Below are 15,226 nucleotides of genomic sequence, written 5' to 3' on the forward strand. Positions count from 1 at the left end.
TATTTACATGAGTAAGGCTGCAACGCTTATGGCGCTCGCCTCGGCTCTGGAGCAGAAGGACTACCAGCAAGCCGCCGCCTATCTCGCCGACCACTTCGTGTATTACGGAACTGGCACGCAACACCTCAGCAAGCCTCAATTCCTGGAGCTGTTGCAGACACTTCAGAGTGCTCTTCCTTCCTTGCGCTTCCACCTTCAGCATTTGTGCGAAATGGGGAATCGCGTGACTGCGCATCTGCAATTCGCCAGTCTGCCCGTCCAGTCTTTCAGCAGCGAAGAAGGCCCGGGCTCTCAGCCCAGCGCACACCGTGCTAGCGAGAATGATCCCCTAGAGGCCGGGCTGGAGTGCACTTTTGAAGGAGCCTTTATCACAAGCTTGAGAGTCAAAGCCCCACCCCAGCAGAGAACTGAGGATACGCTGCGTGCGCTAGGAGCCGCGCTTCACCAGAGCTAAGGGAGAGCGTTGCAGGACGGTGCCGGCAACGAGAGCCGCACCAGGCCACGCCAGCGGAGGAAACTGGGGCCAGCGTTGTGCCGGAGCTTCCTCCGCCCCACCAGGCCGGCCTGGCCATGATGTTGTTTGCCTTTTTCTCTCCGCCTGGTTGCCCTCCCTCTCTTTCCCCTTTCCCTCCTTTCGCTGGTCGCTGGCTACGCGATGCCCACCGCGACAACCCCGCTCATAGTGCCGACCAGCAGGGTGCGCCCGACCAGTGTCGGCGTGGCGAAACGCGACGTCGGCTCAATTGCAATGCGAGCGCGCACCGCTCCCGTCTGGCGATTGAGAGCGTAGAGCGCTCCTGTGCGATCTACGACGTAGAGGGTGTTGCCGCCTACGATAGGCGAGCCGTTAATGTTCGCCGGCGCTTGCCAGCCACGGACAATGCGCGGACCGCTGGCGATGGTTACCTGAAGCACCCCGAGCGAGCAGGGAACATAGATGACATTATCGACACGCGCCGCCCCACCGTAGGCATCGCAGAGCCGTTGCTCCTGGAGCTGTCCCCCAACACCACCTAGAGCGTTGGCCCGCAGTAGATAGGCCATTCCCGATTTTCCGGCGATAAAGAGCAGACCGTTGGGCAGGAGGACCGGCCCCAAGGAGCTGAGATCGAGATCGGCGGCATTATCGCTGGCCCACTGCGCTGGCGCAAAGCCATCCTCAAGCTGGAGAGTCGGAGAGAGGCGCAGCACCGAGTCGCTGTGGTCCCAGGCGCCTTCGGTGACAGCCCCATTGCCAACTGAGACATAGATATCGCCCGCCTGATCGACTGCTGGTCCCGCAGGGGCCCAGATACCGCCTTCGCGGGGTGTGGGCACGCTAAAGGTCAGCATAGCCGCCTGGGGGTCAGTGGTGGGGACAGCTACCACCCGCCCCCGATAGTTACCGCAGTCGCCGTAGAGTCCTCCATAGGCGACATAGATGCGCCCGTTGGCGAGCGCCAGAGCAGCCCGCTGTTGGTGGACACGCGGATCAGCGCCCGGCGGGTCAATGCTACGCCGGAATTTGAGGGCCCCGCTATCGGCATCGACCCCGACAAGGATGTGCTGCGGGCCGCTGATTTCAGCTACAGCAAAGACCAGGTTGGTGGCTGGATCATAGACAGGGGTGCCGGTAATGCCCAAAGGGTCGATGTTGCCACATGGCAGGCTTGAAAGAGGCACGGGCGTTCCGACTTTGGTACGCCAGACTACGCTACCATCGCTCAGGTTGAGGGCATAGAGGGAGTCGCCTTCGGTCGCGACGATGACACGCCCATGTACAACGAGAGGCTCGGCGTAGACAGCTCCGTCCAGGTGACTGGTCCAGAGGGAGACAAGGCGGGCCGGATCAGGCGCAGCCGCAACGTAGCCGCTCCGGGTGTTGTCTCGATGGTAGGTGGTCCAGTCTGAACCTCCTCCGCTGGTTGCGGGTGCGGTGGCCGTAGCTGTAATCGCGCTGGTCGGCGTGGCGAGAACCGGCGCTGAGGCTGTCGGCGTGGCGAGACCAGTCGTGGCATTCCCCCCACAGGCGATTAGTAGCCCAAGGAGCAGCGTTAATAGTCCCCATCTTGGCCACTGTCTTCTTCTTCGACTTCTCCATAGCCAGAGCCTGTCAGCCCTGCTTCCTGTGCCCCAGGCTCCTTTCTCTCCCGATTCAAACAAGTTTCTTTCACGATCTGCGTGTGCTGTTCTGGACATATGCCTTTCTCCTCGGCAAGAGAGTTCTGCTATCGCTCATTTCTTGCGCAAATCTTTTGAAAATACATCAAACATATGCATTCCAACAATAACCTATCTTTTACGAATAGCATGATAGCAGAGTATTCCATCTGACCAGGAGGCAGAGATGGTACTTTCGTGCAGGTAGGTAGATGCTACCCTTGACGCACGCTAGTAAATATGCTATCATGCATGACGTATCGCAGTGCGATAGGTTATGCGATACAGTATCACACGGCGGAATACCTGGAGTGGCAGGACCTCGTCGTTCCTCTCCATCTGTATCACGCGCGGGAGTTGGCCCTTTAACGGTGCCTGGCACGGCCCCGGGTCAGGGTGCGCAGCCTGGCCCGCCAGGTAATAGCTCGGTAGAGGGTTATTTTTTGACCGCTCGCGCGTGGCGCGTCGCGACACTGGCCCTTCTCAATCAGCTTGCGGTATGTCGTTTCTTCTTCAACCCCACTCCATCGCCGTCGGCGGCGATGAGAGCAAGCGTCAGACAGAAAGGACGAAGCAGTCATGAGCAACCTCGGCTTTGAGAACACCGACACCATCCTGATGGAGGAGCGGCTCTTTCCCCCATCCCCCGAAGTCGTCGAGCGGGCCAACATCATGGCCTACATGAAGTCGAAGGGCTTTGACAAGTACGAGGATTTCTATCGCTGGTCGCTGGAGCACCGTGAGGAGTTCTGGGAGGACATGGCGCGAGAGCTGCACTGGTTCCAGCCCTGGCATACGACCTTCCAGTGGACCGAGAAGCCCTTCTTTCAGTGGTTCGTCGGCGGCAAGTTCAACATCGTTTATAACTGTCTTGACCGCCATATGCAAACCTCGACGCGCCAGAAGGTAGCCTACTACTGGGAGGCCGATGATGGCTCCAGCCGCACGCTGACGTACGAGGATCTCTATGTGCTGACCAATCGCCTGGCCAAGGCTCTCCAGAACCTGGGCGTGAAGAAGGGCGACCGCGTTGCTATTTACATGCCTGTCACTCCCGAGCAGGTCGCCGCGATGCTGGCCACGGCCCGCCTGGGGGCGATTCACACGGTGGTCTTCGGCGGCTTCGCTGCGAGCGCTCTGGAGGAGCGCATCAACGATGCGCGCGCGAAGGTCCTCATCACGGTCGATACAGGCCATCGCGGGGGAAAGCTGATTGAGTATAAGAAGATCTGCGATGAGGCCCTGGCCAATACCCCCACGATCGAGAAAGTGATCGTCTTCAAGCGCGAGGGCACCGAGGTCCCGATGCAGGCCGGGCGCGATGTCTATGCCGATGAGCTGCTCCAGGACATCCCCAACGATACGGTAGTGCCCTGCGAGGAGATGGATAGCGAGGATCTCCTCTATATCCTCTACACGAGCGGCAGCACCGGTAAGCCGAAGGGCGTGGTGCATGTCCACGGCGGCTACGCCGTTGGCGTCTACGCGACGACGAAGTTCGTCTTCGATATCAAGCCCGATGATATCTATTGGTGCACCGCTGATAACGGCTGGGTGACCGGCCATAGCTACATCGTCTACGGTCCCTTGCTGAACGGCGCCACCGGCGTGCTCTTCGAAAGCACACCGCAGTATCCCGCCCCCGACCGTTACTGGAGCGTGGTGGAGAAGTACAAGGTGACCATCATCTATACCTCGCCCACGGCTATCCGCGGTCTGATGCGCTTCGGCGAGGAGTGGCCGGCCAAGCACGATCTGTCGAGCCTGCGCATTCTGGGCACGGTCGGCGAGCCGATCAATCCCGAAGCCTGGATGTGGTATCGCCACAACATTGGGCGCGATGCGCTGCCAGTGATGGATACCTGGTGGCAGACCGAAACAGGCGCTATCCTGATTAGCCCGACAGTGATCCTGCCGCTGAAGCCGGGCAGCGCGACCCGTCCGCTCCCGACCATCGATGCGGCGGTGGTCGATAAGGATGGCAACCCGGTCGAGACGGGCAAGGGCGGTTTCCTGATTATCCGTCACCCCTGGCCGTCGATGATGCGTACAATCTATGGCGACCCGGCCCGCTACCGCACCTACTGGGAGACGATCCCGGGCGTCTACTTCGCTGGCGACGCCGCGACGATCGATGAGATCGGCTACTTCCGCATCCAGGGCCGCGTTGACGATGTGATTAAGGTGTCGGGCCATCGCCTTGGCTCGATGGAGATTGAATCGAGCCTGGTGAGCCATCCGGCAGTGGCCGAGGCTGCCGCCATCGGTAAGCCCGATCCGGTCAAAGGTGAGCACATTAAGGTCTTTGTGATCCTGAAGGCCGGCAACGAGCCGTCGGAGGCGATGGTCCAGGAGCTGAAGCAGCACGTGCGCACGAACGTCGGTCCGATCGCCGTCCCCGATGAGATCGAGTTTGTGACCGCGCTGCCGAAGACGCGCTCCGGCAAGATCATGCGCCGCGTCTTGCGCGCCCGCGAGCTGGGTCAGCCACTGGGCGATGTGACGACGCTGGAGGGCTAGCCGCCTGGTCTGAGCGCCAACGGCTCGCATGTGAGCTAGTCCGAGTCTAAGTAGACAGCAGCGCCTCCTACTCGCCAGGAGAGGAAAGCGACCGAGTGTCACTATGCTTACACTCGGTCGCTCTTTTTGCCGGCGGTCGCGCTACTCCTCTAATCTGCGGTAGGCGGCTCGGGGACACCTAGTCCTGGCGCGCGTAGCTCGGAGGTCGTGGCCTCGGGATAGTAGCGCTGCAACAGTTCCAGCCCGATGCTGGCCCGCCGGACGCGCTCGCGCGAGAGGGCGACGACGGTGGCCTCCAGATGACCGCCGCTGGGATAGACGTCGGGGGCGTTGCGCAAGCCGAACTTGAGGTAGACCGGCGCTGCCACCCGCACTAGCTCGGCAATTTCGTAGTGACGCACAAAGCCACCGAAGTCGTCGGGCGCCTCAACATAGACATCGAGCGGCATATCGGTCGCCTGTCGGATGGCCGCCAGTTGGGCCAGCGAGAGATCGGTTGGCGTATTGAGTGTGCTGCCCCCAAGCTGCTCCATGACGCGTGCCGCCGCCGGGTTGGCGGTGCCGATCTGAACCGAGAGCTTGAAAACGAAGTTCGCGGGCAGCTCGCCAGCTTTCTTCATTTCGCTGGCCACCCACAGCAGGCCCTCGTCGGCGACCAGTACCGAGCGGATGCCCAGGTGCGCAGCTCGGCGGATGTCTTCCAGAGCGTAGATGAGCTGGTCCATACCGCGCTGCCTGGCCCCCAGATTGCGCCCGGAACGGCTCCAGAACTGGGCCCCTGTGTCCCAGCCGGCACGCGGCCCAACAAAGAGGCTCACTTCGGCCCCCATCTCGTGCCCCAGCCGGGCCATCGCCGCTATCTCATCGCTACGCAGGAGCATGATGCCGCTGCCCTGCGAGACGCGATGCACGCGTACCCCATAGGCGCGCGCCGCTTCGCGCACGGCTTCCAGGGCCGCCGGCCCCTCAACGCTGGGAATCTCAACCCGATATTGGGCACCATCGGGGAAACGCTTGGAGGAGGTGGGCAGTTCGTGCGCGTCTCCTGTCGGCAGGCCCAGCCGTCGCAAGAACTCGCGCGTTTCCCGCATCAGCTCAGCCATTGCTTTGCGCTCCTGTCTTCTATCTAGTGCGTACTCGCCAGGCGCCAGTACTCTTGTCGCCTGGCTCTGCGCTCTGCACCGCTGATCGCCGCCGCTCCTCTCCTCTCCGCCCTATTCGGACATGCCCCGTACGGGGAGGCCTTCCCAGGCCCGGCGCAGCTCGCCGCCAGGATCGTTCTCAAGGCGACAGGCGAGGTCAAAGATCATAGTGGCCCGCTGCTCCAGGGTGTAAGCCGGCCAGACCGGCAGGCCTGGGGCTGCCGGCACGCCGTCGCGTGCGAAGGCGAGCCATGCACCGCTCATTTTGGCAGCCAACTCCTCTAGCTCCGGTTTCAGGCCCTCACTGGCTCCCAGGAAGCGCCGCGCCGGCTCCAGGTTGTCAAAGACAAAGGGGATCTCAAGCGCATGGCATGATTTGAGCCTGCCGTCGAGAATCGGCGTCTCCCAGGTGAAGAGATACATGTAGACGGGCGCCCCTCCTTGCCTGGCTTTGCGCTCGGCCTGGCGAATGGAGTTGATACGCATCATGGCATCGCTCAGGAGGGCAGTGTAGCGCTCCGCCGGCGTTCGCTCGGGATAGGCACGCGCGTAGGCTGCCAGCAAACGCTCAGTGGCATCGCTGTCCCTGAGCAGAGCCAGAGCCCGCTTGCGCAGGCCTTCCTCATCAAGGGTGTTGAGCTGCCCATCACCGAGCAGGAAGAGGGTTGCTTCGTCCTTGTTGGTGCCTATGATCAGGGGAACCTGAGCCGAGATTGCCGGCGCTTCGGGATCAAAGGGATGCTGGGGCAGAGTGTGACCGTCTACGACCGGCCCCCAGGGACCGAGGGCGTTGGGGTTGACAGCGTCGTTGACTTCGATGATGCGCTGCGTCGGTATCTCATATAGCTGCTCCGCGTTGGCGCGCGTGATGCCCAGGGCCTGAAGCAGGCGTTCGGCGCGCTCGGTCGCCTTTTCGCGCGTGGCCATGCGCAGAGCAGGACCGCTTTGGACGATGGCCCGCTGGAAGAGGCCCGCCGCCGCCGGCATAGCCATCAGGACGCTGACTTTGGCGCCTCCTCCCGACTCGCCGAAGATAGTGACGTTCTGGGGATCACCGCCAAAGGCCTCGATATTATCGCGCACCCACTCTAAAGCGGCCACCAGGTCAAGCATGCCCACATTGCCGGACTCGGCATAGTCGTCACCGAGCAGATCGGCCAGGTGCAGGTAGCCAAACGGCCCCAGTCTGTGGTTGACGGTGACGACCACTACATCGCCGCGCCGCGCGAGATTGGTGCCGCGATAGAAGGCCGCCGAGCCAGAACCCATGCTGAAGCCACCACCGTGACACCAGAAGAGCACGGGACGCTTGCGGCCATCGGCCACCGCCGGAGTCCAGACATTAAGATAGAGGCAGTCTTCGCTTTCTTCTTCGCGCCTGCCCTCACCGATGATGGCCCGCAGGCGTTTCATTCCCTCGGGCGGCTGCGGACAGGCCGGCCCGTACTGCAGGGCATCGCGGACCCCAGTCCAGGGCTCTGGCCTGGTTGGCGGTCGAAAGCGGTTGCGTCCTCCCGTTGGCCCACCATAGGGGATGCCTTTGAAGGTTGCGATGTCGTGGATGGTTGTTCCTCTGACTTTGCCTGCCGAGGTTTCAACGATGAGATCAGCCATCGCTCCGTTGCTCCCTTTCGTTGGTTTGGCTGTTTTGTCGTGCGCCTCACTCAGCAGCTCTTTTTCTCCCTGTCTTTGCTCCCTGGTCTGGTAGGCACGGGCCACAGTAAGATCGCTGGCTCTGCTCTTCTCGCTCTGCTGGCAAAGGCAAGCCCTGTAATCAGGCTCCTATTGTCTTCCGAGAGGATCGAACCAGGGGAAGACAAAAGAGCCACGTCGACGCAGCACGCTTCTTTGAGAGGGGCCAACTGGGCAAGCAGTAGCGGAAACGGGTGCATTGAGCAGCGGCACTTGTTTGATGTACCATTAGAGTATGCCGACCTCTCATCTTCTGGCGACTGTCATGCGGTGCGATAGCCCTGCCACAGGAACTATACGTTACGTGGCCATTGAACGTCAAGCCGCATCAAGAAATGGAGGAAGGTCATGGAGATTGTACCTGGCATTTACCGCCAGGAAGCCTACATCGGCAAGAAGCTGATGGCCCATCATCTGATCATCGGTGAGCGCTCGCTGCTGGTCGACGCGGGTACGCCGGAGCTGGCGCGCGAGGTGCTGATTCCCTGGCTTGCGGAAATGTTGGGCGACCCCGCCCGCCTCGATATGATTCTGGTGACCCATGGCGACGTCGACCATTTCGGCGGCCTGGAGACACTGCGTGCCGCCTGCCCACGCGCGCTTACGCTGGTGCCGGCCCTCGATCGGCGCTGGATCGAGGACGCAGAGGCGATCTTCCGCGAGCGCTACGATGCCTACCACGCTGATCATGGCTTGACTTATGCCCCGGAAATGACGCAGATGCTGCGCTCCTGGCAGGGGAATCCTATTCCCACTACCCTGGGCCTGACCGGTGGCGAAGATATCCGCTGCGGGCCAGAGTTGCTGCTACAGGTGCTGCATGTGCCCGGCCATACACCTGGCCATCTGATGCTCTGGGAGCCACGCCGGCGTGTTGCCATCATCGGCGATGCCCTCAATGGCGCCACGCAGATCGATCGTGACGGTGCTCCGACGGCTCCTCCCCCCTATACCGATCGTGATATCTATCTCGCTTCTATCCAGACCATCGCTTCGTTACAGCCCGCTCTTCTGCTCACCGGTCATTTCCCCATCATGCGCGATCAGGAGGTGACGGCGTTCCTGCAGGCGAGCCGCGATTTTGTCTTGCGCACCGATGCCGTGCTGGCGCGCCTGCTGGCCGAGGCTCAGGAGCCACTGACGCTGGCGCGCTTGATTGAGTTAGCTGATCCTCTGCTCGGTCCCTTTGGCTTCCCTCCCGACCTGGAGTACGCTTTAGAGGCGCACATGCGCTGGCTGGAGCGCTACGGACGTGTGCGCCGGCTCCAACGCGAGGGGGTGGTGGCCTGGGAAGCTGTCAGAAACTGACCAGCCTCTCTTGACTGAGGCTGTCGCCAGCTCTCTGGAGTCTGGTCCAGTACAGCTCAGCCAGCCGCATGACAGAAGAGACCAGACCAGAGTGTACGGCCACTACCTGCGGTCGAGCTGTCCCTGATCTGCTCTGTGGCTCGCTTGCGAGCGAGCTAACGAGCTGGAAAGACGACAAGGCTGTCACGGTTCACTTCCTCAGCCGAGAGAAAGGAAGGCACAGTAAGAGGAGCGAAACTATGGGAACACTTTCCGGTCGCCTGGCGTTGGTCACCGGTGCCGGCATGGGCATCGGTCAGGGCATTGCGATTGAGCTGGCGCGCCAGGGTGCCAGTGTCGGTATTCACTATGCCCACAGCGAAGAGGGTGCCCGCGAGACAGTGGCGCGGATTGAAGCTTTGGGCGGCAAGGCCGTCGCTGTCAAAGGTAATCTGGCCCACGTCGCCGAATGCCGCCGTGTTGTCGATGAGGTCGCCGAGGCCCTGGGTGGCCTGGATATCCTGGTCAATAACGCTGGGGTAACGCGCGCCGACGATTTCCTCAAGATCAGCGAGGAGACCTATAACGAGGTGTTTGACCTCAATATGCGCGGCTACTTCTTCTGCGCTCAGCAGGCCGTGCCTTATATGCTCAAGCGCGGCGGCGGCTCCATCGTTAACATCACCTCGATTCATGGCTACGCCGGCTTTCCACGCCACTCGGCCTACGCTGCTACCAAAGGAGCGATTATCGCATTCACTCGCGAGCTGGCCATCGAGCTGGCGCCGCGGCGTATCCGGGTCAACGCTGTTGGCCCCGGCATCATCGAGGTGCCGCGCTATTTCGCTATTCCTGGCTATACGCGCGAGCTGGGCAATACCCTGGTTCCCTGGGGACGCGTTGGCCACCCTGAAGACATTGGGCCAGCGGTCGCCTTTCTCGTTTCGGATGCCGCCGAATTTATCACCGGTCAGGTGCTCTATGTCGATGGCGGCACCACCGCCCGTATGGGGCTGTGGTGGGATCAAGGCGATACTCCCCAGTAGTCTCTAGCATCTTCAGCGCCTCCCGCCCGCATTCCTGGCGCCAGGCTTCAGAGCCAGTTCCCGCTCAGCCGGAAGCAGGCAGAGCGCCTGTGATCCTGTCTCTACCGTGCGCGACTGCGCCTGCTGCCGGCGCTGGTCAGTCAGGTTGGTTTCCTGGTCCAGACAGGAGGAGCAAAGGCCCGCTCATGGAGTGCGGGCCTTTGCCCTTGGAGGGAAGAGCGATGACGTGGCATTTTTGCGAAGGATGATCTATAGTTCATAAAGGGGGGAGGAAACTAGCCCGCAAAGCATCACGGTTCATCCGGTGTGGCAGCTCGCTGCTGCACTGCTTCCAGCGCAATTTCCCCCTATTGCCCTAAGCTAGCCCTCTAGCAGCATTCCAACGGCAGGAGAGACAGGAGAGCATGACCCGCAACAACACAGGACCGCTGCCAGCTACGCAGGTGAAGCAGCGGCAGCCCGCAACTGGAGTTACAGCCACGACCTCCCGCGCTGTTGACGCCCAGGCCGCCAACGTTATTGGCTGGATTCTTCAGGGCGGCGTTCTGGTGAGCGCCGCCATTATTGTGGCCGGCGTCATCTGGCTCTTTCTGCAGCCTGGTGGTCCGGCAGCTACGAGTGTGGCCCGGTTTCCTCACTCGCTAGCGGATCTGGCGCTAGGCCTACTTCAAGGGCAGGCTGTGGCGCTGATCGTCCTCGGCCTGGTTGTGCTAATCGCCACGCCCGTGCTGCGCGTCGCAACTTCGATCATTGCCTTCGCTCTTGAGCGCGACTTCCGCTACGTGCTGATTACCCTGGTCGTGCTCCTGATTTTGCTCTATAGCCTTTTCTTCGGCGATCGCGGTACGAGCAGCGCCCATCTCAGTAGTCTGGTGCATTTCCAGTTCTCCGCCCTTGTCTTCATCCTTATCTTCTGCGGCTCAGTAGCTGCTGGCCTGCTTGGTGCCTTGATTGGTCTGGGCGGCGGCGTGCTGATCGTGCCTTTGCTGACGCTGGCTTTTGGTCTGCCGATCAGCTTCGCCATCGGCGCTAGCATTATCTCCGTGATCGCCACCTCTAGCGGCGCAGCAGCGGCCTACGTGCGTGACCGCATGACGAATATGCGCGTCGGTATGTTCCTGGAGCTGGCCACCACTACAGGGGCCATTAGTGGCGCCTTTCTGGCTAGCTTGTTAGCGCCGGGTGTCCTAGGGGTCATCTTTGGTGTTATTCTGCTGCTGTCGGCTTTGCCCACGCTCTTCAAAATGGGCGAGGAGCTGCCTGCGGGCGTGAAGAATGACTGGTTGGCAACGCGCCTGAATCTGGCAAGCAGCTATCCCGATGAGCACCTGGGACGCGAGGTAAGCTATCAGGTGACGCGCACACCTCTGGGGTTGCTCCTGATGTACTTGGCCGGCGTGATCTCGGGCCTGCTGGGCATCGGCAGCGGCGCTTTTAAGGTGCTGGCAATGGACGTTGTGATGCGCCTGCCTCTAAAGGTTTCGACGACGACGAGTAACTTTATGATCGGTGTGACGGCAGCCGCGAGCGCCGGCATTTACTTTGCCCGCGGCGATATTCCGCCTCTGGTGGCGGCACCGGTGGCGCTGGGCATTCTCCTCGGAGCCTTGATCGGTTCCCGCTTGCTCTCGCACCTGAGCAATCGGGTTATCCGACTGGTCTTTCTACCGGTCATTGTAGCAACCGCCGTAGAGATGATTCTACATGGTCTGGGAATTGGGGGCTTCTAGCCCTGGCGCTGGACACCCTGGGCACCAGCCGAGGTCAGGCAACCAGGGCAGGGGACGGCCTGGGACAGCGTTGAAGCCTCGCTCAGGCCGTGCCCTTGATTTGCGACTGATTTCTATGGCATCATTGTTAATGGTTGTAAGCAGTTTCTGATCGAGTGGAGCATAGTCCAGCGTATGGTTGCCGTAGCCGGCTTTCATCCACAGATTCGTCCCCCCTGCCCTCTCCTCATCTGCTCTCTCTGAGCGCCAGTCTGGCTGATAGTATGTAGTCAGCCGGTTTTGGCGGAGCAGAGCGCTCCCGAGCAGAGGCACAGGCATCTTTCCCAGGGGGTTTTCAGGCTTCTTCCTCATTGTATCCCATCACGTGAGGAGGAGATCCCACACTGGGCGGAGGCTGTTTTTGGTCTCTCGTCACTGTGCCTCGCTACAAACAGGTCGTTGCGACCGGCTGGCTCAGCAAGCAGGCTTTCGCTCCTGGCGCTGTTATAGTCTTCTGCTGATGCCCTTCTGCATGCCCTGTTAGTAATGAGGATTGAGGAAAGGTTACCGTGCGTATTTCCCCTCCACCTTTGATGAGCCGGCGCCGTGGCATGCGCAGTTTGGCGGGCCTGGCGCCTCTAGGGGCCTCCTGCCTCTGGGGAGGCATGTATGTCGTAAGCCGCGCCAGCTTTGGCGCCATTCCTCCGGTCACGTTGGGACTGCTGCGCCTTCTGTTGGGAGGCGCCGCTCTATGGCTGGTGCTGCGCCTGCGGGGCTCAAGGGAGCGTTTGCAGCGCCGGGAACGCTGGCGCCTGCCGCTACTCGGCCTGTGCATCGCAGCAACTATTACGACGCAGTTCATTGGCACTGATTTGGCCAGCGCCCACGACGGCGCGCTGCTGACGACGATTACGCCCCTCTTCATTGTGCCCCTGGCCTGGTTGCTGCTTGGCGAGCGCCCGCGCTGGCGCGTTGTCGCTGGCACGCTGCTGGCCCTGGTCGGCGTGGTGATCATCGTCGGGAGTGAGCAGGGCAACGGAGCAAGTACGCAGGCGCGCTCGGTGCTCCTCGGCGACGGGCTGCTCATTATTTCGGCCTTTTTCTGGGCCTTGTTTACTGTGCTTGGGACGCCGTTGGTCCGCAAGTACTCGGCTCTGGTCATCACAACCTACGGAACGCTGTGGAGCCTGGTCTTTTTTGTGCCGCTGGCAGTCTGGGAGCTGAGTCAGCTCCCTCAACTCTCTTTCTCGCTCGGTTCGCTCGCAAGTGTGCTCTACCTGGGGCTGGGCGCAACGGCTCTCGCCTGGTTCCTCTGGTACCGTGGCGTGGAACGGCTGCCCGCCGGTGTCGCCGCGGTCTTTTTCTTCGCGCAGCCGCTGGTCGGTGGCCTGCTGAGCGCTCTCTTATTGCAGGAGGAACTGGGAGCAGGCTTCTGGTTGGGTGGTCTGGTGTTGGCGCTCGGTATCGTGCTGGCTTCACTCTGATTGACAATCCCTGGTAAACGAGGGAAATGCCCGCTTGCGATTGCGGCGGACGTTTCCCTCTAGTCCTCGTGCTCGCTTTCCACAGACGGGCTAGTATAGCAACATATTGTCATATGTGGAAATAGGAGCAACAGCTCTAATCAGCCTGGCTTGTCAGACGCCCTGCGACCAAAGTAGTAAGTTGAGTCAGTGCCTCGACAATGCGGCTCTCTAAGGCCATCATTTCCTCCTTGATACGTGTCTCTAAGGCCATCATCTCTCCTTTGATACGTGTCTCTAAGCTCGTCATCTCCTCCTTGATACGTGTCTCTAAGCTTGCCATCTCTCCTTTGATACGTGTCTCTAAGCTCGTCATCTCCCCTTTGATACGTGTCTCTAAGCTCGTCATCTCCCCTTTGATACGTGTCTCCAAGCTCGTCATCTTCTCTTCGATGCGTGTCTCTAAGCTCGTCATCTTCTCTTCGATGCGTGTCTCTAAGGCCGCCATATCTTCTTTGGTAGCCATCTTCTCCTCGATGGCAGCTACACGCCCTTCCAAGGCCTCTAGCCGCCCCTCTACCTTCTCCATGCGCCCCTCCAAGGCCTCTAGCCGCCCCTCTACCTTCTCCATACGCGTCTCCAAGGCCTCTAGCCGCCCCTCTACCTTCTCCATACGCGTCTCCAAGGCCTCTAGCCGCCCCTCTACCTTCTCCATACGCGTCTCCAAGGCCTCTAACCGCCCCTCCACCTTCTCCACGCGCCTCTCCAGCCCCACCATTCGACCTTCGAGGCTGGTCAGGCGGTTTTCCAGGCTGCCAGTGCGCATTTCTAGCAGCGCCGTTCGCTCCTGCACAATGCGCACATCCTCGCGAGTTGCTACCAGGAGCGATTCTAGACGTTCAAAACGCGTTTCGATCTGACGCTCGCTGCGTAGCTGATACTCGGCCAGCTGACGGAAACTCACCTGCACATTGGAGGCCAGCCCCTTGACTTCTGCGCTGAGGAGAGCAATGGCATGCTCTTGGGCGCTGACACGGGTGACCAGCCAGGACTGTTCTAGAGACATTCTCTTGCCTAACTCTCCCTTCCTCTCAAACAGATCCCTTCTGCTGCAAGGTAGCAGCTCTTTAAGCAAGCAGACAGGCGCTTTTAGGCAAGCACCACCGCGACAGACCCGGGTCGTGTTGAGAGGATAACATAAGCAGACACCAAAAGCAAGTTATTTAAAAGGATAAGATCGCTATTTTTCTGATACACAAGAAAGACACACATCAACAAAAATACGCTTGCTTGCTTTAATTCGAGCAAGCAAGCAACGCCAGCTTTGCCTACCCAGGGATGCCTGAACGCGACGGGGCCTTTTGCCCAGCAGCTCGCACGGCCTAGGCAAGAATCACCTCTATGCCTAGCTCACGCAGGCGAGCCAGCGTCTCGCGATCCAGTCCACTATCGGTAATAATAGTATCGACAGCGCTCAGCGGAGCCACTGTCGTCAACATCACCTTGCCGAACTTGCTATGATCGGCCACGACAATGCGCCGTCGCGCCCGCTCAAGCATGGCCTGCTTTGTACCGGCCTCTTCAAAATTGAACTCAGTCAGCCCATGCTCGATCGTAATCCCTCCGACCGCGATAAAGGCTTTATCGACCTGAAAGCTGCGCAGCGTGCGCTCTGCCAGATGGCCAACTAAGGACAATTCGCTTGGGCGCAGCTTCCCTCCTACTACGATCACCTGAATCGCCGACTGATTGGCCAACTCCAAGGCCGCACGTAGATTGGTGACCAGCACTGTCAGATTACGCTTCCCCTTGAGCGCTCGCGCGATCTCCAGCGTTGTCGTTCCCACATCGAGAATGAGGCTCTCCCCATCGTTGACCAGCTCCACAGCTCGCGCAGCAATGCGACGCTTCTCCTCGGCATGCTCGGTCTCGCGCGCACTAAACGGCGGTTCATAGCTGGCACCGCGCAGGCTGATTGCCCCCCCATGTACCCGCCTGATCAATCCCTGCTCCTCCAGCTCCTGTAAGTCCCTGACGACAGTAATGCTAGAGACAGCAAAGCGCTGCGCCAGATCACGCACCGAGGCGATGCCACTGGATTCGATAATCTCAAAGATCTTTCGTCGACGCTCCTGGGCAATAATCTTTGTTTCCTTCTTCATTCAGCACATGCTCCCTCAATTTACTCTCCATCACCCTGCCCGAGCAGCTAGCAGGCCAGCAAGGAA

Annotated in this window: 11 protein-coding genes and 1 pseudogene; 7 read left to right on the forward strand and 5 right to left on the reverse strand. The window is 60.5% G+C overall.

The annotated features are described in order from the left end of the window. Positions 1 to 7 precede the first annotated feature (7 nt). Positions 8 to 454, forward strand: coding sequence for a nuclear transport factor 2 family protein (locus AC6H1L_RS04420; RefSeq protein WP_497600331.1), 447 nt, complete (start codon positions 8 to 10; stop codon positions 452 to 454). 194 nt (positions 455 to 648) lie between these two features. Here AC6H1L_RS04420 and AC6H1L_RS04425 read toward each other — a convergent pair whose 3' ends face one another. Next, on the reverse strand, positions 649 to 2,178 hold the full coding sequence (locus AC6H1L_RS04425) for an outer membrane protein assembly factor BamB family protein (protein WP_497600332.1): 1,530 nt from the start codon (positions 2,176 to 2,178) through the stop codon (positions 649 to 651). A gap of 540 nt (positions 2,179 to 2,718) precedes the next feature. Here AC6H1L_RS04425 and acs point away from each other — a divergent pair. Next, complete coding sequence (gene acs / locus AC6H1L_RS04430; protein ID WP_497600333.1) at positions 2,719 to 4,659, forward strand: acetate--CoA ligase; 1,941 nt, start codon at positions 2,719 to 2,721, stop codon at positions 4,657 to 4,659. Between the two features lie 149 nt (positions 4,660 to 4,808). Here acs and AC6H1L_RS04435 read toward each other — a convergent pair whose 3' ends face one another. Together AC6H1L_RS04435 and AC6H1L_RS04440 are read right to left on the reverse strand one after the other, a co-directional pair. Continuing rightward, the gene (locus AC6H1L_RS04435) at positions 4,809 to 5,750 is read right to left on the reverse strand and encodes a U32 family peptidase (RefSeq protein ID WP_497601508.1); all 942 of its coding nucleotides are present in this window, start codon (positions 5,748 to 5,750) and stop codon (positions 4,809 to 4,811) included. 123 nt (positions 5,751 to 5,873) lie between these two features. Then, positions 5,874 to 7,415, reverse strand: coding sequence for a carboxylesterase/lipase family protein (locus AC6H1L_RS04440; protein ID WP_497600334.1), 1,542 nt, complete (start codon positions 7,413 to 7,415; stop codon positions 5,874 to 5,876). A gap of 426 nt (positions 7,416 to 7,841) precedes the next feature. On the opposite strand from AC6H1L_RS04440, the gene AC6H1L_RS04445 reads away from it, so the two are divergent. The 5 genes and pseudogenes from AC6H1L_RS04445 to AC6H1L_RS04465 all read left to right on the forward strand — a co-directional run bounded on the left by AC6H1L_RS04445 (position 7,842) and on the right by AC6H1L_RS04465 (position 13,019). Next, positions 7,842 to 8,801 carry an MBL fold metallo-hydrolase gene (locus tag AC6H1L_RS04445; RefSeq protein WP_497600335.1) on the forward strand — a complete coding sequence of 320 codons (960 nt, stop codon included), beginning with the start codon at positions 7,842 to 7,844 and terminating at the stop codon, positions 8,799 to 8,801. 239 nt (positions 8,802 to 9,040) lie between these two features. Beyond that, on the forward strand, positions 9,041 to 9,826 hold the full coding sequence (locus AC6H1L_RS04450) for an SDR family NAD(P)-dependent oxidoreductase (protein ID WP_497600336.1): 786 nt from the start codon (positions 9,041 to 9,043) through the stop codon (positions 9,824 to 9,826). A 404-nt stretch (positions 9,827 to 10,230) separates the two neighbouring features. After that, positions 10,231 to 10,596 (forward strand): annotated as a pseudogene (locus AC6H1L_RS04455) (DUF1634 domain-containing protein); the annotation flags it as partial. A gap of 99 nt (positions 10,597 to 10,695) precedes the next feature. Continuing rightward, positions 10,696 to 11,556, forward strand: coding sequence for a sulfite exporter TauE/SafE family protein (locus AC6H1L_RS04460; protein ID WP_497601509.1), 861 nt, complete (start codon positions 10,696 to 10,698; stop codon positions 11,554 to 11,556). A 548-nt stretch (positions 11,557 to 12,104) separates the two neighbouring features. Then, entirely contained in the window at positions 12,105 to 13,019 is a 915-nt protein-coding gene (locus tag AC6H1L_RS04465; protein WP_497600337.1) for a DMT family transporter, read from the forward strand. 136 nt (positions 13,020 to 13,155) lie between these two features. Here the strand turns inward: AC6H1L_RS04465 and AC6H1L_RS04470 are convergent, their stop codons facing one another. Then, positions 13,156 to 14,064 (reverse strand): hypothetical protein, encoded by a 909-nt coding sequence (locus AC6H1L_RS04470; RefSeq protein WP_497600338.1) that lies wholly within the window; start codon positions 14,062 to 14,064, stop codon positions 13,156 to 13,158. 316 nt (positions 14,065 to 14,380) lie between these two features. After that, positions 14,381 to 15,160: a DeoR/GlpR family DNA-binding transcription regulator gene (locus AC6H1L_RS04475; RefSeq protein ID WP_497600339.1), complete on the reverse strand. Its 780-nt coding sequence runs from the start codon at positions 15,158 to 15,160 to the stop codon at positions 14,381 to 14,383. Positions 15,161 to 15,226: the final 66 nt, after the last annotated feature.

The sequence above is a fragment of the Thermogemmatispora argillosa genome, from assembly GCF_059696725.1.